The sequence below is a fragment of the Paraburkholderia dinghuensis genome, assembly GCF_003837865.1.
Classification (GTDB): domain Bacteria; phylum Pseudomonadota; class Gammaproteobacteria; order Burkholderiales; family Burkholderiaceae; genus Paraburkholderia; species Paraburkholderia dinghuensis.
This window is the reverse complement of record NZ_RQIS01000003.1, coordinates 134,265-157,638: the sequence shown is the minus strand read 5'-3', so window position 1 is coordinate 157,638 and position 23,374 is coordinate 134,265. Positions and strand designations below refer to the sequence as shown.

At 65.8% G+C, this 23,374-nt stretch carries 27 protein-coding genes and 1 other RNA gene; 17 read left to right on the top strand and 11 right to left on the bottom strand.

Features of this window, described 5'->3' with window-relative positions; translation table 11 throughout:
* Window positions 1-339: 339 nt before the first annotated feature.
* The 4 genes from D1Y85_RS05370 to panD all read left to right on the top strand — a co-directional run bounded on the left by D1Y85_RS05370 (window position 340) and on the right by panD (window position 3,139).
* Window positions 340-525: a DUF3460 family protein gene (locus D1Y85_RS05370; protein WP_124150005.1), complete on the top strand. Its 186-nt coding sequence runs from the start codon at window positions 340-342 to the stop codon at window positions 523-525.
* Window positions 525-1,427, top strand: a complete 903-nt coding sequence (locus D1Y85_RS05365; RefSeq protein WP_246024792.1) for a segregation and condensation protein A — start codon at window positions 525-527, stop codon at window positions 1,425-1,427. The genes D1Y85_RS05370 and D1Y85_RS05365 overlap by 1 nt, the downstream gene beginning before the upstream one ends.
* Before the next feature lie 353 nt (window positions 1,428-1,780).
* On the top strand, window positions 1,781-2,623 hold the full coding sequence (gene panC / locus D1Y85_RS05360) for a pantoate--beta-alanine ligase (RefSeq protein WP_124150004.1): 843 nt from the start codon (window positions 1,781-1,783) through the stop codon (window positions 2,621-2,623).
* A gap of 129 nt (window positions 2,624-2,752) precedes the next feature.
* A complete protein-coding gene (gene panD, locus D1Y85_RS05355; protein WP_124150003.1) occupies window positions 2,753-3,139 on the top strand; it encodes an aspartate 1-decarboxylase in 387 nt (128 codons plus the stop codon).
* A 127-nt stretch (window positions 3,140-3,266) separates the two neighbouring features.
* Here the strand turns inward: panD and D1Y85_RS05350 are convergent, their stop codons facing one another.
* A complete protein-coding gene (locus D1Y85_RS05350) occupies window positions 3,267-3,893 on the bottom strand; it encodes a ParA family protein (protein WP_124150002.1) in 627 nt (208 codons plus the stop codon).
* Between the two features lie 237 nt (window positions 3,894-4,130).
* Between D1Y85_RS05350 and D1Y85_RS05345 the strand changes: the two genes are divergently transcribed.
* The 3 genes from D1Y85_RS05345 to D1Y85_RS05335 are packed head-to-tail and all read left to right on the top strand — an operon-like array spanning window position 4,131 to window position 6,062.
* A complete protein-coding gene (locus D1Y85_RS05345; RefSeq protein ID WP_124150001.1) occupies window positions 4,131-4,550 on the top strand; it encodes a PaaI family thioesterase in 420 nt (139 codons plus the stop codon).
* Window positions 4,551-4,590: 40 nt separating this feature from the next.
* Window positions 4,591-5,130: a bifunctional adenosylcobinamide kinase/adenosylcobinamide-phosphate guanylyltransferase gene (cobU, locus tag D1Y85_RS05340; protein WP_124150000.1), complete on the top strand. Its 540-nt coding sequence runs from the start codon at window positions 4,591-4,593 to the stop codon at window positions 5,128-5,130.
* 29 nt (window positions 5,131-5,159) lie between these two features.
* Complete coding sequence (locus D1Y85_RS05335) at window positions 5,160-6,062, top strand: cobalamin-binding protein (protein ID WP_124149999.1); 903 nt, start codon at window positions 5,160-5,162, stop codon at window positions 6,060-6,062.
* A gap of 21 nt (window positions 6,063-6,083) precedes the next feature.
* Here the strand turns inward: D1Y85_RS05335 and cobC are convergent, their stop codons facing one another.
* From cobC to D1Y85_RS05310, 5 genes are read right to left on the bottom strand one after another with little or no spacing between them, the layout of a single operon-like run.
* Window positions 6,084-6,674, bottom strand: a complete 591-nt coding sequence (gene cobC / locus D1Y85_RS05330; RefSeq protein ID WP_124149998.1) for an alpha-ribazole phosphatase — start codon at window positions 6,672-6,674, stop codon at window positions 6,084-6,086.
* A complete protein-coding gene (locus tag D1Y85_RS05325; protein ID WP_124149997.1) occupies window positions 6,659-7,426 on the bottom strand; it encodes an adenosylcobinamide-GDP ribazoletransferase in 768 nt (255 codons plus the stop codon). The genes cobC and D1Y85_RS05325 overlap by 16 nt, the downstream gene beginning before the upstream one ends.
* Window positions 7,427-7,463: 37 nt before the next feature.
* On the bottom strand, window positions 7,464-8,528 hold the full coding sequence (cobT, locus tag D1Y85_RS05320) for a nicotinate-nucleotide--dimethylbenzimidazole phosphoribosyltransferase (protein WP_124149996.1): 1,065 nt from the start codon (window positions 8,526-8,528) through the stop codon (window positions 7,464-7,466).
* 39 nt (window positions 8,529-8,567) lie between these two features.
* The gene (locus tag D1Y85_RS05315; RefSeq protein WP_124149995.1) at window positions 8,568-9,404 is read right to left on the bottom strand and encodes an ABC transporter ATP-binding protein; all 837 of its coding nucleotides are present in this window, start codon (window positions 9,402-9,404) and stop codon (window positions 8,568-8,570) included.
* Window positions 9,401-10,462, bottom strand: a complete 1,062-nt coding sequence (locus D1Y85_RS05310; protein WP_246024791.1) for a FecCD family ABC transporter permease — start codon at window positions 10,460-10,462, stop codon at window positions 9,401-9,403. The genes D1Y85_RS05315 and D1Y85_RS05310 overlap by 4 nt, the downstream gene beginning before the upstream one ends.
* Before the next feature lie 758 nt (window positions 10,463-11,220).
* On the opposite strand from D1Y85_RS05310, the gene D1Y85_RS26965 reads away from it, so the two are divergent.
* From D1Y85_RS26965 to D1Y85_RS05285, 6 genes are all read left to right on the top strand, one after another.
* Window positions 11,221-11,370 (top strand): hypothetical protein, encoded by a 150-nt coding sequence (locus D1Y85_RS26965; protein ID WP_185218913.1) that lies wholly within the window; start codon window positions 11,221-11,223, stop codon window positions 11,368-11,370.
* A gap of 37 nt (window positions 11,371-11,407) precedes the next feature.
* Entirely contained in the window at window positions 11,408-11,758 is a 351-nt protein-coding gene (locus D1Y85_RS05305) for an ATPase (RefSeq protein ID WP_124149994.1), read from the top strand.
* Window positions 11,755-12,081: a cell division protein ZapA gene (locus D1Y85_RS05300; protein WP_124149993.1), complete on the top strand. Its 327-nt coding sequence runs from the start codon at window positions 11,755-11,757 to the stop codon at window positions 12,079-12,081. Before D1Y85_RS05305 ends, D1Y85_RS05300 begins: the two co-directional genes overlap by 4 nt.
* 57 nt (window positions 12,082-12,138) lie before the next feature.
* A non-coding RNA gene (gene ssrS, locus D1Y85_RS05295) (6S RNA) lies at window positions 12,139-12,320 on the top strand.
* Window positions 12,321-12,487: 167 nt separating this feature from the next.
* Window positions 12,488-12,946, top strand: a complete 459-nt coding sequence (locus tag D1Y85_RS05290) for an EVE domain-containing protein (RefSeq protein ID WP_124150201.1) — start codon at window positions 12,488-12,490, stop codon at window positions 12,944-12,946.
* 225 nt (window positions 12,947-13,171) lie between these two features.
* A complete protein-coding gene (locus D1Y85_RS05285; protein WP_124149992.1) occupies window positions 13,172-13,915 on the top strand; it encodes an SIMPL domain-containing protein in 744 nt (247 codons plus the stop codon).
* 103 nt (window positions 13,916-14,018) lie between these two features.
* Here the strand turns inward: D1Y85_RS05285 and lgt are convergent, their stop codons facing one another.
* Both lgt and D1Y85_RS05275 read right to left on the bottom strand, forming a co-directional pair.
* Window positions 14,019-14,927 (bottom strand): prolipoprotein diacylglyceryl transferase, encoded by a 909-nt coding sequence (lgt, locus tag D1Y85_RS05280; RefSeq protein WP_124149991.1) that lies wholly within the window; start codon window positions 14,925-14,927, stop codon window positions 14,019-14,021.
* A gap of 171 nt (window positions 14,928-15,098) precedes the next feature.
* Entirely contained in the window at window positions 15,099-16,049 is a 951-nt protein-coding gene (locus D1Y85_RS05275) for a LysR family transcriptional regulator (RefSeq protein WP_124149990.1), read from the bottom strand.
* Between the two features lie 206 nt (window positions 16,050-16,255).
* Here D1Y85_RS05275 and ilvD point away from each other — a divergent pair, with 206 nt between their 5' ends.
* Window positions 16,256-17,929 carry a dihydroxy-acid dehydratase gene (gene ilvD / locus D1Y85_RS05270; protein ID WP_124149989.1) on the top strand — a complete coding sequence of 558 codons (1,674 nt, stop codon included), beginning with the start codon at window positions 16,256-16,258 and terminating at the stop codon, window positions 17,927-17,929.
* 138 nt (window positions 17,930-18,067) lie between these two features.
* Entirely contained in the window at window positions 18,068-18,424 is a 357-nt protein-coding gene (locus D1Y85_RS05265; RefSeq protein ID WP_124149988.1) for a c-type cytochrome, read from the top strand.
* Between the two features lie 49 nt (window positions 18,425-18,473).
* On the opposite strand, the gene D1Y85_RS05260 is transcribed toward D1Y85_RS05265, so the two are convergent.
* The 3 genes from D1Y85_RS05260 to D1Y85_RS05250 all read right to left on the bottom strand — a co-directional run bounded on the left by D1Y85_RS05260 (window position 18,474) and on the right by D1Y85_RS05250 (window position 20,900).
* Window positions 18,474-18,875, bottom strand: a complete 402-nt coding sequence (locus tag D1Y85_RS05260; protein WP_246024790.1) for a DUF2486 family protein — start codon at window positions 18,873-18,875, stop codon at window positions 18,474-18,476.
* A gap of 68 nt (window positions 18,876-18,943) precedes the next feature.
* Window positions 18,944-19,360, bottom strand: a complete 417-nt coding sequence (locus D1Y85_RS05255; RefSeq protein ID WP_124149986.1) for a DNA polymerase III subunit chi — start codon at window positions 19,358-19,360, stop codon at window positions 18,944-18,946.
* A gap of 28 nt (window positions 19,361-19,388) precedes the next feature.
* Window positions 19,389-20,900 (bottom strand): leucyl aminopeptidase, encoded by a 1,512-nt coding sequence (locus D1Y85_RS05250; protein ID WP_124149985.1) that lies wholly within the window; start codon window positions 20,898-20,900, stop codon window positions 19,389-19,391.
* Window positions 20,901-21,040: 140 nt separating this feature from the next.
* Between D1Y85_RS05250 and lptF the strand changes: the two genes are divergently transcribed.
* On the top strand, window positions 21,041-22,141 hold the full coding sequence (lptF, locus tag D1Y85_RS05245) for an LPS export ABC transporter permease LptF (RefSeq protein ID WP_124149984.1): 1,101 nt from the start codon (window positions 21,041-21,043) through the stop codon (window positions 22,139-22,141).
* A 3-nt stretch (window positions 22,142-22,144) separates the two neighbouring features.
* On the top strand, window positions 22,145-23,293 hold the full coding sequence (gene lptG / locus D1Y85_RS05240; RefSeq protein ID WP_124149983.1) for an LPS export ABC transporter permease LptG: 1,149 nt from the start codon (window positions 22,145-22,147) through the stop codon (window positions 23,291-23,293).
* The last annotated feature ends 81 nt before the right edge of the window (window positions 23,294-23,374 follow it).

Below are 23,374 nucleotides of genomic sequence, written 5' to 3'. Positions count from 1 at the left end.
GTGCCGCGCGCGATGGCAGCGCGTGGCGGGTCTGGGGGCGCAAACGTGTTATTTCACCACATCAGCACCCTCAAACCCAGGAACGACGCGCAAAGAGCAGCAAGTGCATCTCCGGGCCGACTGCAGTGGCCCCCATTCCGTCAGAGGAAATCGCACGCGCGGCGCCAACTGCGCCCCGACCGTGTCCCGACTGCGTCCCCACTGCGCCCGGACTTCGCCCCGACCACGCACCTCCCGCGCCGGATGTTCCGTAGGCGTCGCTTGCTGTAAAATTGCCGGCTACATGAACAGCGGCGGGCGCGCAGTGGTGCAGCCCGCCATTTTTGACGGACGTCGGCCATGTATCAGTCGGACATTACGCAGTTCCTGAATCAGCTCAAGCAGCAACAGCCGCAACTTGAGGAGCAGCAGCGCAAGGGCCGCTCGCTCCTGTGGGACAAGCAGCCTCTGGATCTCGACGAGCGCGAACGCACGCAGTCCTCGCGCGTCAAGCAGACTTCCTACGTCTACTACCAGAACTTCTGATGGCCGAGGCCGATGGGGCCAGCGCGCACGAGGCGGGTCACGCCGCGAGCGCGCCGGCGCACAATGCGGCGGACGAGGCGCTGACGGCGCCCGCAACCGACTCGACGCCCGACACGGTTGACGGCGTCGCGTTCGCGCGTCTATACGGCGAGCCGCTCTTCAAGCTTCCGCAGGATCTGTATATCCCGCCGGATGCGCTCGAAGTCTTTCTCGAGACCTTCGAAGGCCCCCTCGACCTGCTGCTTTACCTGATCCGCAAGCAGAATTTCAACGTCCTCGACATCCCGATGGCAGATGTCACCACGCAGTACCTCGGCTACGTCGAGCAACTGCGCAAGACCAATCTGGAACTCGCGGCCGAATATCTGCTGATGGCAGCAATGCTCATCGAGATCAAGTCGCGCATGCTGCTGCCGGTCAAGAAGGCCGACACGGGCGACGAAGCCGAAGACCCGCGCGCCGAACTCGTGCGCCGCCTGCTCGAATACGAGCAGATGAAGCTCGCTGCACAACGCCTCGACCAGCTCCCGCAACTGGGCCGCGACTTCCTTCGCGCCGAGGTCTACATCGAGCAGAGCATCACGCCGCGCTTTCCCGACGTCGAGACGGCCGACCTGCGCGCCGCATGGGCCGACGTCATCAAGCGCGCGAAGCTCGTGCAGCACCACAAGATCTCGCGCGAGGAGCTGTCGGTGCGCGAGCACATGAGCACGATCCTGCGCAAGCTTCAGAACTCGCGATTCATGGAGTTCTCGGAGCTTTTCGACGTCACGCGCGGCGTGCCGGTCGTGGTCGTGAACTTCATCGCCATGCTGGAACTGTCGCGTGAATCGCTGATCGAGATTACCCAGGCCGAACCCTTCGCGCCGATCTACGTCAGGCTCGCCTACCTGCCGGCCTGAGCCGTCGGCGCGATACCGCTGCACCCGGCGCGTATGAGCGGCCTCGTCAGTAGACGCACCGCGGCGCCGACGGATGCCGCCCGGCCCGCGGGCTCTACGCGCCCCGGCATGACCCCGATTTCCCGCTCCGAACCGGCGTTTTGTCTTACGCCTTCGTGACCGAGGCGGCTGCGCTGCCCGGATAAATCCACTACAATCGCCCGCGCCTGCCCTGCCGTCAGCAGCCAGGCGAGCGCCGCCGCTCCGAACAGGCCCAGCCTGGCTCCAGACGGCTCCCGAACCGGCCCGCCGCACCTGGCCGCCGGTGGCTGTAACCCAAGTCTTGCCCCGAGCGAGGCATAACGCACCCGATCATGAAAGTCATCAGCTCGATTCAGGAACTGCGCGACCAGTTGCGCGGCCAAAACCGCACCGCGTTCGTGCCGACCATGGGCAACCTTCACGAGGGCCATCTGTCGCTGATGCGGCTTGCGCGCCAGCACGGCGATCCCGTTGTGGCGAGCATCTTCGTCAACCGGCTCCAGTTCGGCCCGAACGAGGACTTCGACAAGTATCCGCGCACGCTCCAGGCCGACATCGACAAGCTGCAAAAGGAAAACGTCTACGTGCTGTTCGCGCCCACCGAGGTCGACATGTACCCGCAGCCGCAGGAATATCGCGTCCACCCGCCGCACAACCTCGGCGACATCCTCGAAGGCGAATTCCGCCCCGGCTTCTTCGAGGGCGTCTGCACGGTCGTGATGAAGCTGATGTCGTGCGTGCAGCCGCGCGTCGCCGTATTCGGCAAGAAGGATTACCAGCAACTGATGATCGTGCGGGCGATGTGCCAGCAGTTCGCGCTGCCGACTGAAATCATCGCCGCCGAAACCGTGCGCGACGCCGACGGCCTCGCGCTCAGTTCGCGCAACCGCTATCTGTCGGAACTCGAACGCGCGGAAGCGCCGCAACTGGCCGGCGTGCTGCGCGCGGTGCGCGAATCGGTTCTCTCGGGCCGCCGCGACTTCCAGCAAATCGAACTCGACGCGATGGCGACCCTCGCCGCACGCGGCTGGAAGCCCGATTACATCGCGATCCGCAAGCGCGGGGACCTGCTGCCGCCGGCCCCAGGCGTCGCGAGCGATGCCGAGGCCCCGCTCGTCGTGCTGGCCGCCGCGAAACTCGGCGCGACGCGCCTGATCGACAACCTCGAAATCTGACCCTGCCGCCGCGTCCGAACGCGGCCACGTGCAGAACCTGTTTTGACACCTGCTTTACGGGCTGCAGCCTCGCCGCCCCTGGCCTGACCTGCGACGGGCCGCACGCCCGCTCGCGAGAGGAGAAGTCTCATGCAACGCCACATGCTCAAGTCGAAGATCCACCGCGCCGTCGTCACGCACTGCGAACTGCACTACGAAGGCTCGTGCGCGATCGACGAAAACCTGCTCGAAGCGGCGAACATCGTCGAAAACGAGCGCATCGACATCTGGAACGTCAACAACGGCGAGCGTTTCTCCACCTACGCGATCAAGGGCGAGCGTGGCAGCGGCATGATTTCGCTGAACGGTTCGGCCGCGCGCCGCGCGCAACTGGGCGACCTCGTGATCATCGCGGCCTTCGCGAACGTGGAAGAGGAAGAGCTCAAGGCGGGCTGGAAGCCGGACCTGGTGTTCGTCGACGAAAGCAACCGCATCAAGGGCAGCCGCGACCACGTGCCGACCCAAAACTGGACCTGAAGTCCGGCTGCAGGCGGCGGGCGCCCTGCCTCGGCCGCCCGCGCTTGCCGGGCGCTTTCAGGCGCCCCGCCTGGTTCTTTGCGGGCCGCGCGCGCCGTTCGGGCAGCCTCGCGCACGCGCCTGCCGGTCATTTCCCGTTGACCCAGGCAAGGATCGACTGCCACTGCTCCAGATCCTTCTCCACACGGCTCTTCCCGACGTCCCACAGCGTGAGCCCGTGCGCCGCCAGTTGCACGTAGTTCTGCGTGTCGCGCAGATAACCGAGCACTGGCAGCTTCAGCCCCTCGACAAAACGCTGCAGCTGGTCTGCCGAGCGCGTACGCGCGTCCACCCGCATGCCCACGACACCGACCTCGATCGCCCCCTTGCGGACCGACTTTTCCTTCGCGAGCCGGTCGAGGAAGTCCTGAGTGGCGAGGATGTCGAACATCGACGGCTGCAGCGGCACGATCACCTTGTCCGCCAGTTCGACGATCGTGCCGAGCCGGTTGCCGTGCAGGCCGGCGGGCGTGTCGATGACCGCATGCTCGAGCCCCTTGGGCGGCTTTTGCGGGTTGTCCAGGTCGACGTTCCAGCTTTCGATGGCTGGCAGCGTCTCGGGCCGCAGGTCGAGCCACGAATGCGCGGACTGCTGCCGGTCGAGGTCGGCGAGCGCCACCCACTCGCCCTGCGCGGCAAAAAAGCCCGCCAGATTGGTGGACAGCGTGCTCTTGCCGACGCCGCCCTTGGGATTCGCCACCACGATTACCGTCATGAATACTCCCGTCAGGATGGCTGGCACGCGGGCCAGCCGGATTGCCGATGTGTCTGCCAGATGCGTCCGTCACGCGACGCGGGCCGCTCGCCGCGGCGCTCAGGCTGATCGCCCGCGCACCGGAATGGCCCCGCGCCCTGAGTCAACCGCCCGATAATATCGGCAAATCCGTCGCCGCCGAAGCCCTGGACGTACGGCCACCATCATTGCCCCCCATTTTCCACGGAACATTCGACCATGAGCAAGCTGCGAACCGATGTCACGATCGACTCCCTGCGCGAGCGCCAGCGCGGCCGCCTGCCGGATCTGCTGGGCTTTCGCGCGACGGCGCTCGAAGAGGGCGTGCTGCGCGCCGAACTCGACGTCCGCGACGATCTGCTCGCGCCGAACGGCTTCCTCCACGCGGCAACCGTGATCGGGCTCGCGGACACGGCTTGCGGCTACGCATGCCTTGCGCACCTGCCGCCGGGCGCAAAAAGCTTCACGACGATCGAGCTGAAGAGCAATTTTCTCGGCACCGCGCTCGAAGGCACGATCACGGCGGTCGCGACAGGCGTCCATCTCGGCCGGAGCACGCAGGTCTGGGACGCGACGGTGAGCGGGCCCGACGGCAAGACCATCGCGCTCTTTCGCTGCACGCAGATGGTGCTCTACTGACCGGCATGGCCGCGCCAGTACACGCCGGTACAATCACGCGATGATTTCGCGCGACCTCACCTTCATCGTCGGCGGCGCGCGCTCGGGCAAGAGCGCGCACGCCGAGCGCCTCGCCCTCGAAAGCGGCCTGCCGGTCACCTATATCGCAACGGCGCGCATCGCGGATGACGAATTCGCCGCGCGCGTTGCGCATCATCGCGCGCGGCGACCTGCGCACTGGGCGCTCGTCGAGGCGCCGCTCGATCTTGCGGGCGCGCTCGACAGCGCCGCCGCTGCGGGCCGATGCGTGCTGATCGACTGCCTGACGCTCTGGCTCGCCAACCTGCTCTGCCCGCGCGACTCCGAAGTTCCGCTACCGGACTGGTCCGCGCGCCTGGATGCCTTTACCGCCGCCTGCGCGCGCGCGCAAGGCACGGTGCTCGTCGTGAGTAACGAGATCGGCATGGGCGTGGTGCCGCTCGGCGCGGCCACGCGTCTTTACGTCGACGAACTCGGCCGGCTGAACCAGCGCATTGCCGCCCTCGCGGACCGCGCGACGCTCGTCGCCGCCGGCCTGCCGCTTACGCTCAAATCGCCGTGAGGCCGCACGGATCCGGCAGCCGTGTCGCGATGAGGCGCCTTCTCGCGGGCCTGGCGCTCACGCTCGGTACGCACGCCGCGTTGGCGTCGGTCAGCGCGGTCGACGACGCCGGCAACACCGTCACGCTCCGCGCGCCCGCACAGCGCGTGATCAGCCTCGCACCGCATGTCACCGAACTGATCTACGCGGCAGGCGGAGGTGCCAGGCTAGTCGGCGCAGTGAGCTACAGCGACTACCCCGGTGCCGCAAAGCGTGTGCCGCGCGTCGGCGATAGCCTCGCGCTCGACCTCGAACGCATCGCCGCGCTCAAACCGGACCTGATCGTGGTCTGGCAGCATGGCAACACCGACCAGCAGATCGACCGGTTGCGCGACCTGCACATCCCCCTGTTCTTCAGCGAACCGAGGCGGCTGGACGACATCGCGACGTCGCTCACGCGCCTCGGCGTGCTGCTCGACACGTCGCCGACCGCACAGACCGCAGCCCAGGCCTTTCGCCGCGACATCGCGCAATTGCGCATGCGTTACGCGAACCGCGCGCCGGTCCGCGTTTTCTACCAGGTGTGGAATCAACCGCTGATGACCCTCAACGGCGAGCACATGGTCAGCGCCGTAATCGGGCTGTGCGGCGGGCGCAACGTATTCGCGGCCCTGAAGCCACTCGTGCCGACCGTCTCGACCGAAGCGGTGCTCGCGGCGAACCCCGATGCGATCGTGACGTCGTCGCAAGGCGCTACCGCGCCCGAGCATCCGCTACCCACGCTCGAAAGCTGGCGTGCATGGCCAGCGTTATCGGCCGTCAAGCACGGCAACCTCTTTTCCGTCGATGGCGATCTGCTCACGCGTCCCGCGCCGCGCATCGCGCAGGGCGCGGCGCAACTGTGCGAGGATCTGGATCAGGCCCGCAAGCGGGACGCGAGCGCGCCCAATTGATTCGGCATCCGAATCGAATGGCTAGACGTTCCAGCGAACCAGCTGCCACTGCCCGCTAGCCGCATCACGCCGCAACCACACGAGCGCGGCCATTTCGAGCGGCCAGCGCGCGCAGCGCGACAACGGCAGTTCCAGCGCGCGGGCCGCGATCGACCGGATCACGCCAGCGTGCGTCACTGCCCAGGTTGCCTCTTTGGTGCCCCTGGCGTCCACTTCATCGAACCACGCGCCGACGCGCGCGTCGAACTGTGCGACGCTTTCGCCGCCGTGCGCGCGTGCATGCTCGAAATCGGCGGCCCAGGCGTCGATCTGCGCGCGCTCGATGGCATCCCAACGCTGCATCTCCCACGCGCCAAAATCCATCTCCGCGAGCCGGGGATCGACGCACGGCGCGAGGCCGTGTGCCAATGCAAGCGCATGGGCGACGCGCTCGCACCGCGTGAGCGGACTCGATTCGATCCGCAGCGGCACAGGGGCATGAAGCGCAACGAGCCGCCGCGCGAAGCAAGCTGCTTCATGCGCTGCTTCGCCTGCGAGCGGCACATCGCTTCTGCCGTAGCAAACGCCCGGCTCAACGGCCACCGCCGGATGCCGGATCAGAACGAGATCCACGCGAGCCCCACGAGATAGATCGCCAGTTCGAATACCTGTTGCGCGAAGCCGAGACAGTCGCCAGTGTAGCCGCCGATGCGCTTCACGAAATAACGCCCTAGCGCGTAACGCAGCGCGACAAGCACGGTGAGCGTTGCGATACCAGCGCGCCAGTCGGGCCACGCGGGCCAGAAGAGCCACGGCAGGCCGAAGGCAAACGCACACAGCAACGCAGCGAAGCTCATGCGCTGCGCAACGGGCTTTGCCTTGCCTTCGGCGCGGACGTAGTCGAGTGAAACGAGGTAGCTGATTGCACACGCACGGCTTGCGGCGTGCCCGGCGATCATGAGCATCGCAGCGCGCATGGGCGGCAACGATGCAAGCACTTGCCACTTCAACGCGAGCGCAACGACGAGCCCGATCGCCCCAAAAGCGCCGATCCTCGAATCATGCATGATGCGCAGCACGTCCTCGCGCGCGTAGCCGCCGCCGAACGCGTCAAGGCAATCGGCGAGTCCGTCCTCGTGGAAGGCGCCGGTTGCGAGAAGCGTCGCCGCCATCGATAGCAGCACGGCAACACCGGGCGGAAAAACATGCAGTGCCGCGAGATACACGAGTGCCGCGAGCGCGCCGAGCAGCGCGCCCACGAGCGGGAAATAGCGCGCCGCCGAATTGAGCCATTCGGGTTTGAACCCGACCCAGCGCGGCACCGGCACGCGCGTGAAGTAACCAAGCGCCGTGAAGAAGTAGCGCAACTCGGCAAGCGGATTCATCGCTCAAGCCTCATGCGCACGCGGCCTCGCGCAGACATCACGCGCCACCATCGCCGCGATCAGCCACGCCCGCCGACTCGAAGCTCGCCATCTCATTGAGGAACGCGCACGCCGCTCGCAGAAGCGGCACGGCGAGCGCCGCGCCCGTGCCTTCGCCGAGGCGCAAGTCGAGTGCAAGCAGTTCGCGCGCACCGAAGTGATCGAGCATGCGCCGATGCCCCGCCTCGTTCGACGCATGCGCGAACACGCAGTAATCGCGCACATTCGGGGCGAGCGCATCGGCAACCAGCAGTGCCGACGTGGCAATGAAGCCATCGACGAGAATCGCCATATGTGAGCGCGCCGCTTCGAGATACGCGCCGGCCATCATCGCGATCTCGAAGCCGCCAAACGTCGCGAGCACGTCGAGCGGCTCGCGCGCGTCCTCGTGATGCGCGAGCGCCGCTGCGAGCACATTGCGCTTCTTTGCGAGGCCGTCGTCGTCGAGACCGGTGCCGCGCCCGACGCATTCGTCGATGGACACGCCGCACAAGCGGCTCATCAGGCACGCTGCAGCCGACGTGTTCGCAATCCCCATCTCGCCGAAGCCGATCACGTTCGTGCCGAGTACCGCGTGATGGCGCACGCGCGCCGCGCCCGCTTCGAGCGCGGCGATGGCCTCGTCACGCGTCATCGCCCGCTCGTGCGCGAAGTTGCGCGTGCCGCGCGCGATGGGCACTTCGACGAGCGAGGGCGAAGGCGGCAACGGTGTGGCGACGCCCGCATCGACGATCTCGAGCGTCAGGCCCGCGACGCCGCTGAACGCGTTGATCGCCGCGCCGCCCGCGAGAAAGTTCGCGACCATCTGCACGGTCACGGCCTGCGGATACGGGCTCACGCCTTCGTTCGCAATGCCGTGATCCCCCGCGAAAACGATCATCACGGGGCGCGCGACGGTCGGGCTCGTCGTCCGCTGGATCATGCCGAGCTGGCGCGCGAGCGTCTCGATGCGCCCTAGACTCCCGGGGGGTTTGGTCCGGGTCTCGATCTTGTGCTGCAGTTCGTCGCGCAGCGACGGATCAAGCGGCTCGATGGCGAGCAAATGGGAAAGGTTCGACGTCATGTTCGTTTCAGAGGGTTCAAGGTCATACGGGCGCGATGTTCATGCTTCGCCGCCGGGCGACGGCACTGGCCCGCGCGAAAGCGCGGGCACGAGCGCCTCGTGAGGGCCGTCGCGGATCAGCACGAGCGGATGCCCGAACGCATCGCTTGCGCGCGCGGGCGTCAGGACCTCGCGCACTGGCCCTGCGTGGAAGCCGCCGCGACCGTCGAGCAACAGCGCGTGCGTTGCGTAGCGCCGCGCCAGATTGAGATCGTGACAGGAAAAAACGATCGTGCGAGCGTCGATGCTCACCCAGCGGACAAGCGCTTCAAGGCAGGCGATCTGGTGATGCAGGTCCAGGTGCGAAAGCGGCTCGTCGAGCAGCAGAAGCGGCGCATCCTGGCACAGCACGGCGGCGAGCGCGACGCGCTGCCGTTCGCCACCGGACAACGAAAGCACGTCGCGCGTAACCAGCGCTTCGAGTCCGAGCGCGGCGAGCGCGTCGTGGGCGGCCACGCGATCCTCGTCGCGCTCCCACCCCCAGCCCGCGAGATGCGGATAGCGGTTGAGCAGCACGATGTCGAGCACGCTCGCGCTGAACGCGTCGTGCACGTCCTGGGGCATCAGCGCGCGACGCTGAGCGAGCCGCACGGGCGCCCAATCTTCGAGCGCGCGGCCGTCGATCTCGACGCGGCCCGCAGCGCTCGCACGCAGCCCGGCCAGCGCACCGATCAGCGTGGTCTTGCCCGCACCGTTCGCCCCCGCGACACACCAGATTTCGCCGGCACCGAACGACAGTGTGAGGGACTCGACGAGCGTGCGAATCCCGGCCCGCAAGGTCAGCGAGTGGGCCGCAAGGAGCGGCGCGCTGTCGGTCGTCGAGGTTGTCCGGTTCATCGCGTGCGCCGGTGAAGCAGCATCCACAGGAACACGGGCACGCCCGCGAGCGCAGTCACGACACCCACCGGCAACTGCGCGGGCGCGGCCACGGTGCGCGCGACGAGATCGGCGCCCATCACGGCAACTCCGCCCGCGAGTGCGGCGGCGGGCAGCAGCATGCGCTGGTCGTTGCCGAACGCGAGCCGCAGCATATGCGGCACGACGAGGCCGACGAAGCCGATGGTGCCGCCCGTCGTCACCGCGGCGGCCGCTGCGATCGAAGCGGCGAAATAGACGCGCAGGCGCAGGCGCAGCACCGGCACGCCGAGCGCCTGTGCGGCTGCATCGCCGCGCAGAAGCACGTTCAGTTGCGGTGCGACCGGCACGATGGCCGCCAGCACGAGCACGAGCGCGCCGAGCGCCGCCCACGGCATGCCCGCGCCGTTGAGGTCGCCGGTGAGCCAGAACAGCATGCCGCGCAGTTGTGCATCGGGGGCGAGCGTGAGAAGCAGCGTGATCAGTGCGCCCCACCCCGCGGCCGTCACGGCGCCGGTAAGCAGTAGACGCGGCGAGCTGTCCTGCGGCTCGCCGCGCCACAACTCGCGGCGCGCGAGGCCGAGCACGATCAGGATCGAAGCGAATGCCCCGACGCAGGCACTCGCCTGCACACCCCAGAACGCGACGCCCGCCATCATCGCGACGAGCGCGAACGCCGCTGCGCCGCCCGACACGCCGAGCACGTACGGCTCCGCGAGCGGATTGCGCAGCAGCACCTGCAAGAGCGCTCCGGCGATCGCGAGCAATGCGCCGCACGCGAATCCGCCGAGCGCGCGCGGCAGGCGCAGCGTGCGAACGATTTCGGCAGCCATGTCGGCGCTGGCGTGCGAAGGGGATAACGCGGTGAACACATCGGCCAGCGTCACGCGCACGCTACCCGCAACGAGCGACATGACGAACACGACGAGCGCCGCGAGCGCCAGCGCGAGCCAGACGGTTCCCGCGCGGCGCGCGCTCATCGACGGTCTGAGCGTGCGCTCGCGCGCGGCGGGGATGTTATCGCGTTGGGCGGATCGCATCGTGCGGGTCGGACGGGTACGTTGTGAGATTCGAAGAGTCGAAATGGTGCGCAGCGAAGTGCTGCGATTTCGCGATGTTATAACGCGGCGGGCAATTCGAGATGCCATCGCCGGGTTCGCGCGAATGGCCTTACCGTGTTTTGCGCTGTACCGGGCAACACGTGCGACCCCATCGCCGAGGCGCGTGCAATGCATTTGTGAGACACGCTCGAACGCGAACGATGCGCTCGCATCGTTTTAAGCCTGCATGCCCTGGCGATAAGCGCTCGATGGAAGCGGCGCGCTGCGAACGCTCGTGAGAGCGCATCGGACGCGCACCGCGTGCCTGCGGGAACGCCACAACGACACGCACGTCGCACTAACGCATCGCGCGTAGTCGTGAAGGCGGGCGTTGAATACATGAAGATGACGTTCCGGCAGCCAGCCTGCACGCGCTCCACTCACCGCAAAGCTGCGCAGTCAAGCGCTGCACCATTACATCGCCGGCGCCTCACACTGCGCCCGGTATCCGTACTGGCGACGACACGACCCACGTGAGCGCACATGCCAGCAGCGGCGACGGATGCACACATGAAACTCGTGAACTGGAATCGGGGTGGGCAATCGCGTCATGCAGAAGACGCGCGCACCGCGGCTGCGCCGCGCCGCGAAGCGCCGAATCGGCCGTACTTCACTCACTGTTTCCCGTTCGACAGCGCAGTTGCCACCACAGATCAGGCACCCTCACCAAGGGTGCGGCAAGTGTAGGAGGGGCCCGCATGCACGTCAAGAAACGCCTCCGCGCCCTGCTCGCTTTACCGCGCAAACGTTGGCAAAATGCGTTCCTGCCGCGCCACCTCGCTGCCGTTGTCAGCACGAAGCAGGGTTGTTACGACTGGAAACGCCACAATTATCGGCAAGCGCAGTAATCCGCGCTAGAATGCCTGTCTTTAGAGGACGCAGCACATGCTCAACGAACTCGAAACACTCTCACAGAATATTGGGCGGCTGATCGAGATCAATCAGCGCCAACACGAAGCACGCCTCGCACTCGAAGCGCAACTTGCACAGTCGCAGGCGCAGTGCGATGCGGCTCGCGCCGAACTCGAGCAGGTGCGCGAAGAGCGCAACGCGCTGCAAGCAGAGCGCGACGCGCTGACCGCGAAAATCGACGACGCGCAAGTGCGCCTGAACGCGATTCTCGAAAAGCTGCCGCGCGCACGTGCGCACGGTGAAGCCGACAGCCAGCTCGATCTGCTTGAACAGTCGCCGGGCAACGACGACAGCAGCGCGGCCCGCCACGGAGAAAATGCATGACCACCAAGCAGATCGAAGCGACGATTCTCGGACAGACCTATCGCCTCGCCTGTTCGCCGGAAACCGAAGGCGCGCTGCTCGAAGCGGTCGCACGCGTGGATGCGGAAATGTCAAAAATCCGCACGCATAGCAACGTGCGCGGCACTGATCGAATCGCGGTGATGGCGGCACTCTCGCTCGCGTCCGAACTGCTGCGTCTGCAGACTAGTGTGCGACACGGCGAAGCATTCCCAGCCGAAGAAATCCGTCGTACAATGCACTCAATGAATGAACAACTCGGCGCGGTCATCCAGCAGCATTCAGCAGTAGGTGGCGCGCAATAACAAGTGCTCAAGCACTTCACGAGTTGTAGCAATAACACGTTTTAAAAGGTTTAGTTAGCTTCCCTGCCTGGTTCGCCAAGGTCATATATTCCTTGAACCAATGCCATGTGCACGGTTGCGGAAATTTGTAGCACGGGCGTGAACGTCACTCTGTCTGATGTACCCGAAGTGCTGCTAACTGCGACCAATTCTGAACCCCCGGTTCAGGATGCCGGCCTAGCGGCTAAGGCGGGGACCAATTCGAACGGCATCGGACTCGTGTCCGGTGCCGTTTTTCTTTGTGGTGCCCTTTGCAGCACCGCCTCATCGTTCCACGCTGTTTCGTTCCATCTGGCTGTCCCCAAACGCCCGCGCGCCGAGCATCGCGCTCATGTCCCCCGCTCTCTTTCGATCTGACCTCCGACTCATGCGCTACTGGCTGATGAAGTCCGAACCCGACGAAGCAAGCATCGACGACCTCGCTCACGCACCGCATCGCACGCTGCCCTGGACCGGGGTGCGCAACTATCAGGCGCGCAACTTCATGCGCGACACAATGCGCGTCGGCGACGGCGTGCTCTTCTATCACTCCAGTTGCCCCGAGCCCGGCATTGCGGGGCTCGCTCACGTTTCGTCGACGGCCTATCCTGATCCCACGCAATTCGATTCGAAGAGCCCTTACTACGACGCAAAATCGACGCACGAGAATCCTCGCTGGATGCTCGTCGATGTCGTGTTCGAAAAGAAGTGCGCGCTGATTCCGCTCGCCGCGTTGCGCGAACACGAAGCGCTTGCCGATATGCGCGTGCTGGCGAAGGGCAATCGACTTTCGATCACGCCCGTGACCGAAGCCGAATGGACGTTCATCACAAACCATCTGATGTGATGCTCGCCTCGCGACGGCGTCGCGAGCACCTTCGCACTCAAGAGTTTTAAAAAGCCTTACATTGACGGGAACTGCGCCCACGCCACACCCGACTAACGCTCACGCAAATGACACGTGGGAACGCATGCCGCACAAGCCTGTGCGAGACACACTCACGAACTCGCCTTCGTGCGGCCGTTTCTGCACGCGTGGCTATCGCAAAATCCGTTTAGCAAGGAGTCGACGATGAAGAGCAACAAAGCCGCCGCGCTTGCACCCGTCCTTGCCGCCGCCCTCGCCGTGGCCGCACCGCTTGCGTTGACGCTCACGCCTCGCGCCGCCCTCGCGCAGAGCGACGCGCGCTTCCAGCCCGCTGGTGTGCTGTCGCTGTCCGCGCAGGCCAGCGCGGAAGTCGCGCAGGACGTCGTGACGATCACGCTGTTCTTCGAGCAGGAAGCCAACGATCCCACCTCCCTCACCGCCACGCTCAATCAACGCGCCGATGCCGCGTTGCAGAAAGCACGAGGCGTGTCCGGCGTCACCGCGCGTTCGGGTCAGTTCGCGATCTTTCCGTCCACCGATCGTGACGGCCGCATCTCGGCGTGGCGCGGCCGCACGGAAGTGGTGCTCGAATCGCACGACTTCGCTGCCGCCGCGAAGCTCGCGGGCGACATCTCGCCTGGCATGCAGGTCGCCAACGTGCAGTTCTCGCTCTCGCCCGAGGCGCAACGCGCCGCCGAGCAAAAGCTCTCGGGCCAGGCCATCGCGTCGTTCCGCGAACAGGCCATGTCCGCTGCGCGCGCGTTCGGCTACAGCGGCTACACGATCCGCGATGTGAACGTCGGCCACGGGTTCAACCAGCCTCGCCCAGTCATGATGATGAGCGCACGCGCGATGTCCTCCGACGCGAAAGTCGCGCAGCCGATACCGCTCGAAGGCGGCACGTCGACAGTGACAGTCAACGTTTCGGGGTCCGTGCAGATGAAGTGACGCGCAGCCAGACGCAGCACGCAACACGCGACGCACGAGCGCCGCGCGCAACAAAAAGCCCCGCATTTGCGGGGCTTTTTCGTGGACTCGACGATGAATGCGTTCAGCTTTTCGCGCCGACCGCCTGCGCGCCGTTGCGACCCGCGCGCCGGTACGACCAGACGAGCACGCCCACACCCACGATGACCATCGGCAGCGAAAGCCACTGGCCCATCGACAGCCCGAGTGCGAGCAAGCCGAGAAAGTCGTCGGGCTCGCGCGCAAACTCGACGGTGAAGCGCGCGAGACCATAGCCGATCAGGAACATCGCCGAAATCGCGCCCACCGGCCTTTCCTTGCGCGAGAAGAAAATAATCAACAGGAAGAGCGCGAGACCTTCGAGCGCGATCTCGTAGAGTTGCGACGGATGACGCGGCAGCAGGTGATATTGCGCGAAGACGTCGCCGAGGTGCCATTGCGCCGCCAGTTGCGGATGCGCGGCGAGCCAGGCGGCGTCATCGTTGGCGGCGCTCGGGAACAGCATCGCCCACGGTGCGTCGGGCGACGTCACACGGCCCCACAGTTCGCCGTTGATGAAGTTGCCGAGACGCCCGGCGGCGAGACCCGTCGGCACCATCGGCGCGACGAAGTCGGTCACCTGCAGCCACGTGCGGCCACGCTGCCACGCGAACAGAATCATCGCGAAGGTCACGCCGAGAAAACCGCCGTGGAACGACATGCCGCCCTCCCACACCTTGAAGATGTCGAGCGGATGGGCGAAATACCAGCTCGCCTTGTAGAACAGCACATAGCCGAGGCGCCCGCCGAGGATCGTGCCGAGTACGCCGTAAAACAGCATGTCGTCGATGTCCTTCGCGGTCCAGCCTTGCGCCGCGACGTAGGGCAGCCGCAGACGCAGGCGGCCGATCACGATGGCAAGAATGAAACCGACGAGATACATCAGGCCGTACCAGCGCACGGCAAGCGGCCCCAGATGAATGGCGATGGGGTCGAAGTTCGGGTGGATGAGCATCGTTAGGTCAGTTCTTGTCGACGAAGAGTGTCATCAGGGTTGCGTATCGTGTTGCGCGCGTCGAAAGGTCCAGACGCAGTTCCGGCGCGAGGCGGTTCGCAGCGCCAGCATTATCGCCGAGTCGGGAGGCCGCGCGCGATTTCGAATGACGAAACACCGCAGACCCGCCATTCAGCCTGGCGCACCGAGCGTCGACGCGTGGGCGCGGACGATCTCGATGAAGGCCGCCAGCACCGGGCTCACCTCCGCCGAACGCCAGACGAGCCCTGTTTCGATGGCGGGCACCGCTTCCGCGAGCGGGCGGTAGACCACGCCCGTACGCCGCAGATGACGCAGCGATTGCGGCACGAGCGCGACACCCATGCCGGCCGAGACGAGGCTCACGATCGTCTGCATCTGGATCGCCTCCTGCCCCACGCGCGGCACGAGCCCCGCCGCACCGTAGCAGTCCATGATGATGTCATAAAAGCCCGGTGCCAGATGGCGCGGGAAGACGATGAGCGGCGCGTCGGCGAGATCGCGCAGGCTCACCGGTGCTTCGCACCAGTCGTCGGCCGAGGTGCTGCCCGTGCGCGCCGCCAGCTCCGCCGGCATCGCAATCACCAGCGGCTCGCGCGCAATCGGCAGCCAGGACAACTGTGCCGCGTGGCGCGGCGGCAAGGGCGCAATCACGAGGCCCGCGTCGATGCGGCCCGCCACCAGTTCCTCCACCTGCACGTCGCTCGTGGCTTCGACCAGTTGCAGCCGCACGCGCGGATAGCGCGCGCCGAAGTCGCGCAGCAAGAGCGGCAAGAGGCCGTAATCGGCGGTGGAGACGAAGGCAAGCGCCAGCACGCCCGCCTCGCCGCGCGCGAGGCTCTGTGCGAGCGGGCGCAGCGCCTGCGCCGACGCGAGGATGCGGCGCACCTCGGGCAGCAGGTCAGCGCCCACCGCCGTCAACTCGACCGAACGGCGCGTACGCGCGAACAACTCGACGCCGAGCGTCTGCTCCAGCGCGCGGATCGCCTGCGAAAGCGGCGGCTGCGTCATCGAAAGGCGCGCGGCGGCGCGGCCGAAATGCTGCTCTTCGGCCACGGCCACGAAATAGCGCAGTTGGCGCAGATCGGGAATCGTCGAGTCCATGGGTGCAGTGTGCGGGAATACGCGCGGTGATATGCGCAGTGATATGTTTCGCGACCTTGAGAGACGGGAATAATATACTGGACATTGTGCTCGCGAAATCGCATGCTTTCGCGAGCATGCCGGCGCGCGCCAAAAAGGACACAAGCAACAAACACAAGAAAGCGCCCTGGCCCGGCATCCGGGACACATCCCACTGGAGCTTCCCCATGTCGTATAACCGTCGCTCGAAGAACATCACGCAAGGCGTCGCCCGCTCGCCGAACCGTTCGATGTTTTACGCACTCGGCTACGAAAAGGCCGACTTCGACAAGCCGATGATCGGCATCGCCAACGGCCACTCCACGATCACGCCCTGCAACGCGGGCCTGCAGCGTCTCGCTGACGCCGCCGTCGCGGCGATCAAGGGCGCCGACGCGAACCCGCAAACCTTCGGCACGCCGACGATTTCGGACGGCATGTCGATGGGCACCGAAGGCATGAAGTACTCGCTCGTGTCGCGCGAAGTGATCGCCGACTGTATCGAGACCTGCGTGCAAGGTCAGTGGATGGACGGCGTGGTCGTGATCGGCGGCTGCGACAAGAACATGCCGGGCGGCATGATCGCGCTCGCGCGCATGAACGTGCCGGGCATCTACGTGTACGGCGGCACCATCCGTCCGGGCAACTGGAAGGGCCGGGACCTGACGATCGTGTCCGCGTTCGAGGCCGTCGGCGAATTCACTGCCGGCCGCATGTCCGAAGCGGATTTTGAAGGGATCGAGAAGAACGCGTGCCCGTCCACGGGTTCGTGCGGTGGCATGTACACCGCGAACACGATGAGCTCGTCGTTCGAAGCGCTGGGTATGTCATTGCTGTACTCGTCGACGATGGCCAACCCCGACGAGGAAAAGGTGGACTCGGCGGCCGCGTCGGCGCGCGTGCTGGTCGAAGCCGTCAGGAAGGACCTCAAGCCGCGCGACATCATCACGAAGAAGTCGATCGAGAACGCCGTGGCGCTCATCATGGCGACCGGCGGCTCGACCAACGCGGTGCTGCACTATCTTGCGATCGCGCACGCCGCGCAAATCGACTGGACCATCGACGACTTCGAGCGCATGCGCAAGAAAGTACCGGTGCTCTGCGACCTGAAGCCCTCGGGCCAGTACGTCGCAACCGATCTGCACAAGGCCGGCGGAATTCCACAAGTGCTCAGGCTCCTGCTCGATGCGGGCCTGTTGCACGGCGACTGCATGACCATCACGGGCAGGACCATCGCAGAGGAACTGAAGGACGTGCCGTCGGTACCGCGCGCCGATCAAAAGGTCATCTTCCCGGTGGACAAAGCGCTGTACAGGGAAGGCCACCTCGCGATCCTCAAGGGCAACCTCGCGACCGAAGGCGCCGTCGCCAAGATCACGGGCCTGAAGAACCCGGTCATCACAGGCCCGGCGCGCGTGTTCGACGACGAGCAGAGCGCGATGGAAGCGATTCTCGCGGACAGGATCAAGGCCGGCGACGTCGTCGTGCTGCGCTACCTCGGTCCGAAGGGCGGCCCGGGCATGCCCGAGATGCTCGCGCCGACTTCGGCGATCATCGGCAAGGGTCTCGGCGAATCCGTGGGCCTCGTCACCGATGGCCGCTTCTCGGGCGGTACATGGGGCATGGTGGTCGGCCACGTCGCGCCGGAAGCGTTCGAGGGCGGCACGATCGCGCTCGTGCAGGAAGGCGATTCGATCACCATCGACGCGCACAAGCTGCTGCTGCAACTGAACATCGACGACGCGGAACTCGCGCGCCGCCGTGCCGCGTGGAAACAGCCCGCTCCGCGCTACACGCGCGGGGTGCTTGCGAAGTACGCGGCGCTCGCGCGCCCGGCAAACGAGGGCGCGGTGACGGGCTAGGCATCCCGGCAATCGCCGTGCGGATGCGGCCGCACACCATACGACCGTCAACGAGCAAGGGCGCACGCAAAAGTCGTGCGCCCTTTGCTTCTATAATGCGACCACACCATAGTCGGCGCTCAGTCGGCGGAGACCAGCATGAACCTGAAGTCGCAAGCGAAAAAGACAACGGCGACGCTCGCCGCCGCGCTCCCGCTGGCTTTCGCAGCAGGGACTGCTGGTGCGCAGAATCCCACGGCGGGCCAGTCAGGCCTCACGCTCGCGCAGCAGAAGAATTGCATGAGCTGTCATTCGGTGACCCGCGCGTTGATGGGGCCGTCGTTGCGCGATGTGGCGTCGAAATACGCGTCGAAGCCCGACGCGCAAGCGTATCTCGCCCACAAGATCCAGGACGGCAGCAGCGGCACATGGGGTAACGTGCCGATGCCAGCGAACACACAGCTAAGCCCAGGTCAGGCGGCCGCGCTTGCGGGCTGGATACTCACGCTCAAATAAGCGATAAGCGCGGCGGCACGTTGCGCCGCATCGACCGCTTGCGGCCGGCTCAGGCGCCGCCCGCCGACGAGCCCGGGCCGGAACCTGGTCCATGGGTGGCACGCGCCGCCAATTCCTCGCGCACGGCAGCCTTCACCCAGCCCTTCAGCTCACTTTCCAGCGCAAGACCGATCTCGCGCGACACCTGCCCTACGAGCCAGCGCGAATGCTCCTGCAATGCGGCGCTGCAACGGGACTCGATTACCCCCCGGCCATCGCCGGTCAACCAGCCGAGGCACCGTCCGCGCAGCCGCTCGGCGAGCGCATCGACATCGCCGGCGAACAAGCCTTCGACCCCGGCGGGCACGGCGGCCGGCGCGACGCCGCCCCGAGCGCGCAGCACATTGCCCGGGACGAGAATATCCGTCAGGAGCGGAATCGAAGCGTCATTTACCTCATGTTCGTCCGGCACGAAAACCTCCTTCACTCAGCAGAGCGCGCGTAACCGACACACGCCACACGCGCCACGCACGCAAGGCTTCAGCCACCCTGCTTGTAGTTGTTCAGCGCATAGCCGCGGTCGCGGTAGAAACGATAGCGGTCGCGGCCTGCCGCCAGTTCGTCCGGCGTATCGCCGATCACTTCGAGCAGGCGCTCGAAGCGCGCGAACTGCGGCGGCACCGCCGCGCCGAGATTGAGCAGCACTCGATGATGCGGCGCACGCTCGAGATCCGCCGCCAGCACGATGGGCGTCTCATTCGCGAGCGCGCTTTCGGCCATGCAATGCGGCACGAAGTCGAGCGGCGAGAAGGTCCAGAGCATCTCGTCGAAGGCGCGCAAGCGCGCCGGCTCCGCCAGCACGACCACCTGCTCGCCCGCCAGATACGCCTTGCGCACAAGCCGGCACGCGTACGTCAGCGAGTCGCCGACGTTCGTGTGAAAGTCAATGCGCGTCATCTGCCGGCCACCCGCCTGGCACCGTACTTCATTGCGCCGCGCGATCGATCAGGAACTGCGACAAGAGCGGCACCGGACGACCGGTCGCCCCCTTCGCAGCCCCGCTCTTCCAGGCGGTGCCCGCGATGTCAAGGTGCGCCCACGGGTAATTTTCCGTGAAGCGCGAGAGGAAACACGCGGCGGTCACACTGCCCGCCGGACGGCCGCCGATGTTCGCGAGGTCCGCGAAATTCGACTTCAGCTGGTCCTGATACTCATCGTCGAGCGGCAGGCGCCAGGCCGGGTCGTCCGCTTCGCGCGAAGCGTCGAGCAGCTCGCCCGCAAGCGAGTCGTCCTTCGAGAACAGACCGCTGTTGTGATGGCCGAGTGCGATGATGCACGCGCCCGTGAGCGTCGCGATGTCGACCACGGCGGCCGGCTTGAAACGCTCGGCGTAGGTAAGCGCATCGCACAGGATCAGGCGGCCCTCGGCGTCGGTGTTGAGCACCTCGACGGTCAGGCCCGACATCGTCGTGACGATGTCGCCGGGCTTGGTCGCGTTGCCCGCGGGCATGTTCTCGCAGGTCGGGATGATGCCGATCACGTTAACCTTCAGGCCCATTTCGGCAACCGCGCGAATCGTGCCGAGCACCGAGCCCGCACCGCACATGTCGTACTTCATTTCGTCCATGCCCTCGCCGGGCTTGAGCGAAATGCCGCCCGTGTCGAACGTGATGCCCTTGCCGACCAGCACGATCGGCGCGGCCTTCGCGCTCGCGCCCTGATAGTGCAGCACGATGAACTGCGGCGGCTCGACCGAGCCCTTCGTCACCGAAAGGAACGAGCCCATCTTGAGCGCCTCGATCTGGCGCTGTCCGAGCACCTCGACCTTCAGCTTCCAGTCGCGCGCGATCTTCTTTGCGGTGGCCGCGAGATACGTGGGCGTGCAGACGTTGCCCGGCAGGTTGCCGAGGTCGCGCGTGAGATCCATGCCGTTGGCGATCGCCGCGCCCTGCTTCGCTGCAACCTTCGCGGCTTTTTCGTCGGCGGCGTCGCACGAGAAGACGATGCGTTTGAGCGCGCGCGCGGTCGTGTCGGGCTTGCTCTTCATCTGCGTGAAGCGATAGGTCTCGCCGCGCAGCGCGAGGATGGCGGTGCGCACAGCCCAGTCGCCCGCGCGATCCTTGATCGGCAACTGGGTGAGCGTGAACGTGACCTGCGCGATTTTCGTGCCGAGGATAGCGCGCCAGGCCGCCTTGACGGCTTCGCCGTAGGCCTTCTGGCCGAATTCGTCCTGCTTGCCGAGACCGACCAGCAACACCCGTGAAGCGCCGATCCCCGCCACCTCGGGCAGGAACAGCGTGGAGCCGGCCTTGCCGCTCATATCGCCGGCTTTGACCACGCGCGAGATCGTGCCGCCGATCGCGTCGTCGATCACGAACGCCGGACCCGAGAGGGTCTGCGCCTCGAACACGCCGATCACGACACAATCCGACTTGCCGGTCAGGAAGGTGCCCTGTCCGCCTTTGCTCCAGTCACAGGCTTTTATGCTAAAGTCCATCGCGCTTGTCCTCGGATAAAATCAGGGCTTAGGATGAAAGCCGCAATTATCCGCTATTTTTCCCGCGGCGGCTCCAGGCCGGATGCGCGAGCTGAGTTGAGCTGAGCGGCGTCTGGCACGGGCCTCCCTGTCCATCAAGAATGATCTTCGAACGTTCCCTGCAGCGCGAACTCGCGTACACGGCCGGCGCCGTGTTCATGGTTCTGCTCACGATCATGCTGACGACGATGATGATCCGCATCGTCGGCTTTGCTGCGCAAGGTCAGGTCGACCCGCGCGACGTGCTCGTCCTCATCGGCCTGACCGTAATCGGCTACATGGCCGTGATGCTGATCGTCACGATGTTCGTGTCGATCCTGTTCGTGCTCACGCGCTGGTACAAGGATTCGGAAATGGTCGTGTGGTTCGCCTCCGGGGTGAGCCTCACGCGGCTCATCAAGCCGGTCGCCACGTTTGCCACGCCGATCCTGATCCTGATCCTGTTCTTCGCCTTCGTCGGCTGGCCTTGGTCGAACGCCCAGAGCAAGCTGATCCGCGCACGTTTCCAGCAGCGTGACGAAGTGTCGCTGCTCGCTCCCGGCCAGTTCCGCGAATCGCCCGCCACGCACCGCGTGTTTTTCATCGAGAGCATGAGCTCCGACCAGGCGCGCGTCGAAAACGTGTTCGTCACGACCACGGAGAACGGCAAGGTCAGCGTGATCGTCTCGCGCACCGGTCACACCGAGACCCAGAAAAACGGCGATCGCTTCGTCGTGCTCGAAAACGGCCGCCGCTACGACGGCGAACCGGGCCACCCGGACTTTCGCATTTCGGAGTTCCAGCGCTACGGCGTGAAGATCCAGAGCCAGCCTGTCGTCGCGACGCCCACGGCGAGCAGCACGTCCACGCCCGGCCTGCTGCGCCAGCCGACCGCCGAAAACCTCGCGGAATTCGCCTGGCGCTGCGGTCTGCCGCTCATCGCGATCAACCTGATGCTGCTTGCCATTCCGCTCGCCTACCAGAACCCGCGCCGCGGCCGCACGATCAACCTCGTCATGGCCGTGCTGATCTACCTCACCTATTCGAACCTGCTCAACGTCGTGCAGTCGCAGATCGAGCAGGGCAAGCTGCCGTTCGGCGTCGGGCTCGTGGCGCTGCATATCGTGGTGCTGGCGCTCGTCGCGTTCCTGTTCTGGCTGCGCGTGCGCAACCGGCCGCTCTTTACTCGCGCGATGTTCTCGCGTGCAACGCAAGGGAGCTGACCGATGCGCATCTATGAGAAGTATTTCGCGAAGCAGGTCTACCTCGCGTTCGTCTTCATCCTGTTCGCGTTCTCGGGTCTGTTCTTCTTCTTCGACCTGATCAACGAGCTGAACTCGGTCGGCCATGGCAACTACAAGTTCAGCTATGCCGTGTTGCGCGTTGCGCTGCAAGCGCCGTCGCGCTTCTACGAGATCATCCCGGTCGCGGCGCTCATCAGCGCGATTTACGTGTTCGCGCAGATGGCCGCGAACTCCGAATACACGATCTTCCGCGTTTCAGGGCTCGCGACGCGTCAGGCGCTTGGCTCGCTGCTCAAGATCGGCATTCCGCTCGTGTTCTTGACCTATCTGATCGGCGAAGTGGTTGGGCCTTACACGGACCAGCTCTCGGAACGCGTGCGCCTCGAGGCGCTCGGCTCGGCCGTGTCCTCGGACTTCAAGTCCGGCGTCTGGGTCAAGGACACGCTCACCGCGCGCGCCGACGGCGAGCAGGTCACGCGCTTCGTGAACGTCGGCCAGCTGCAGCCCGACGCGACGATCGCCAACGTGCGCATTTACGAATTCGACTCGCAGTTCCGGCTCTCGAACGTGCGGCTCGCGAAGACAGGCAGCTTTCAGCCGCCGGGCCACTGGCTGCTGAAAGACGTCACCGACACGCGACTCATCAGCGTACCGCCACCGAAGAACCAGCCCGCCGACGCGCTCAGTCCGGTTTATCGCGCAGAGCAGTCCACGCTGCCCGAGTATTCGCTGCGCTCCGAACTCACGCCGCAGATCCTGTCGGTGCTGCTCGTGTCGCCGGATCGCATGTCGATGTTCAACCTGTTCCGCTACATCCAGCACCTGAACGAGAACCATCAGGACACGCAGCGCTACGAGGTCGCGCTATGGCGCAAGCTGGTCTACCCGTTCGCCGTCTTCGTGATGCTCGTGCTCTCGCTGCCGTTCGCGTATCTCCATACGCGCGCGGGCGTGGTGGGCGTGAAGGTGTTCGGCGGGATCATGCTCGGGATGAGCTTCCAGCTCATCAATACGCTGTTCTCCCACATGGGTACACTGAACACGTGGCCCGCGCCGCTCACGGCGGCCACACCCGGCGTCATCTATCTCGCGCTCGGGCTGATCGGCCTGAAATGGGTCGAGCGGCACTGACGCCAGCCTTGTGAATTCCGCTGCGCCCGCCGGCATCGCCGCGGGGCGCACGCGCTTCGAGATTGCTTCGAGACTCATTGA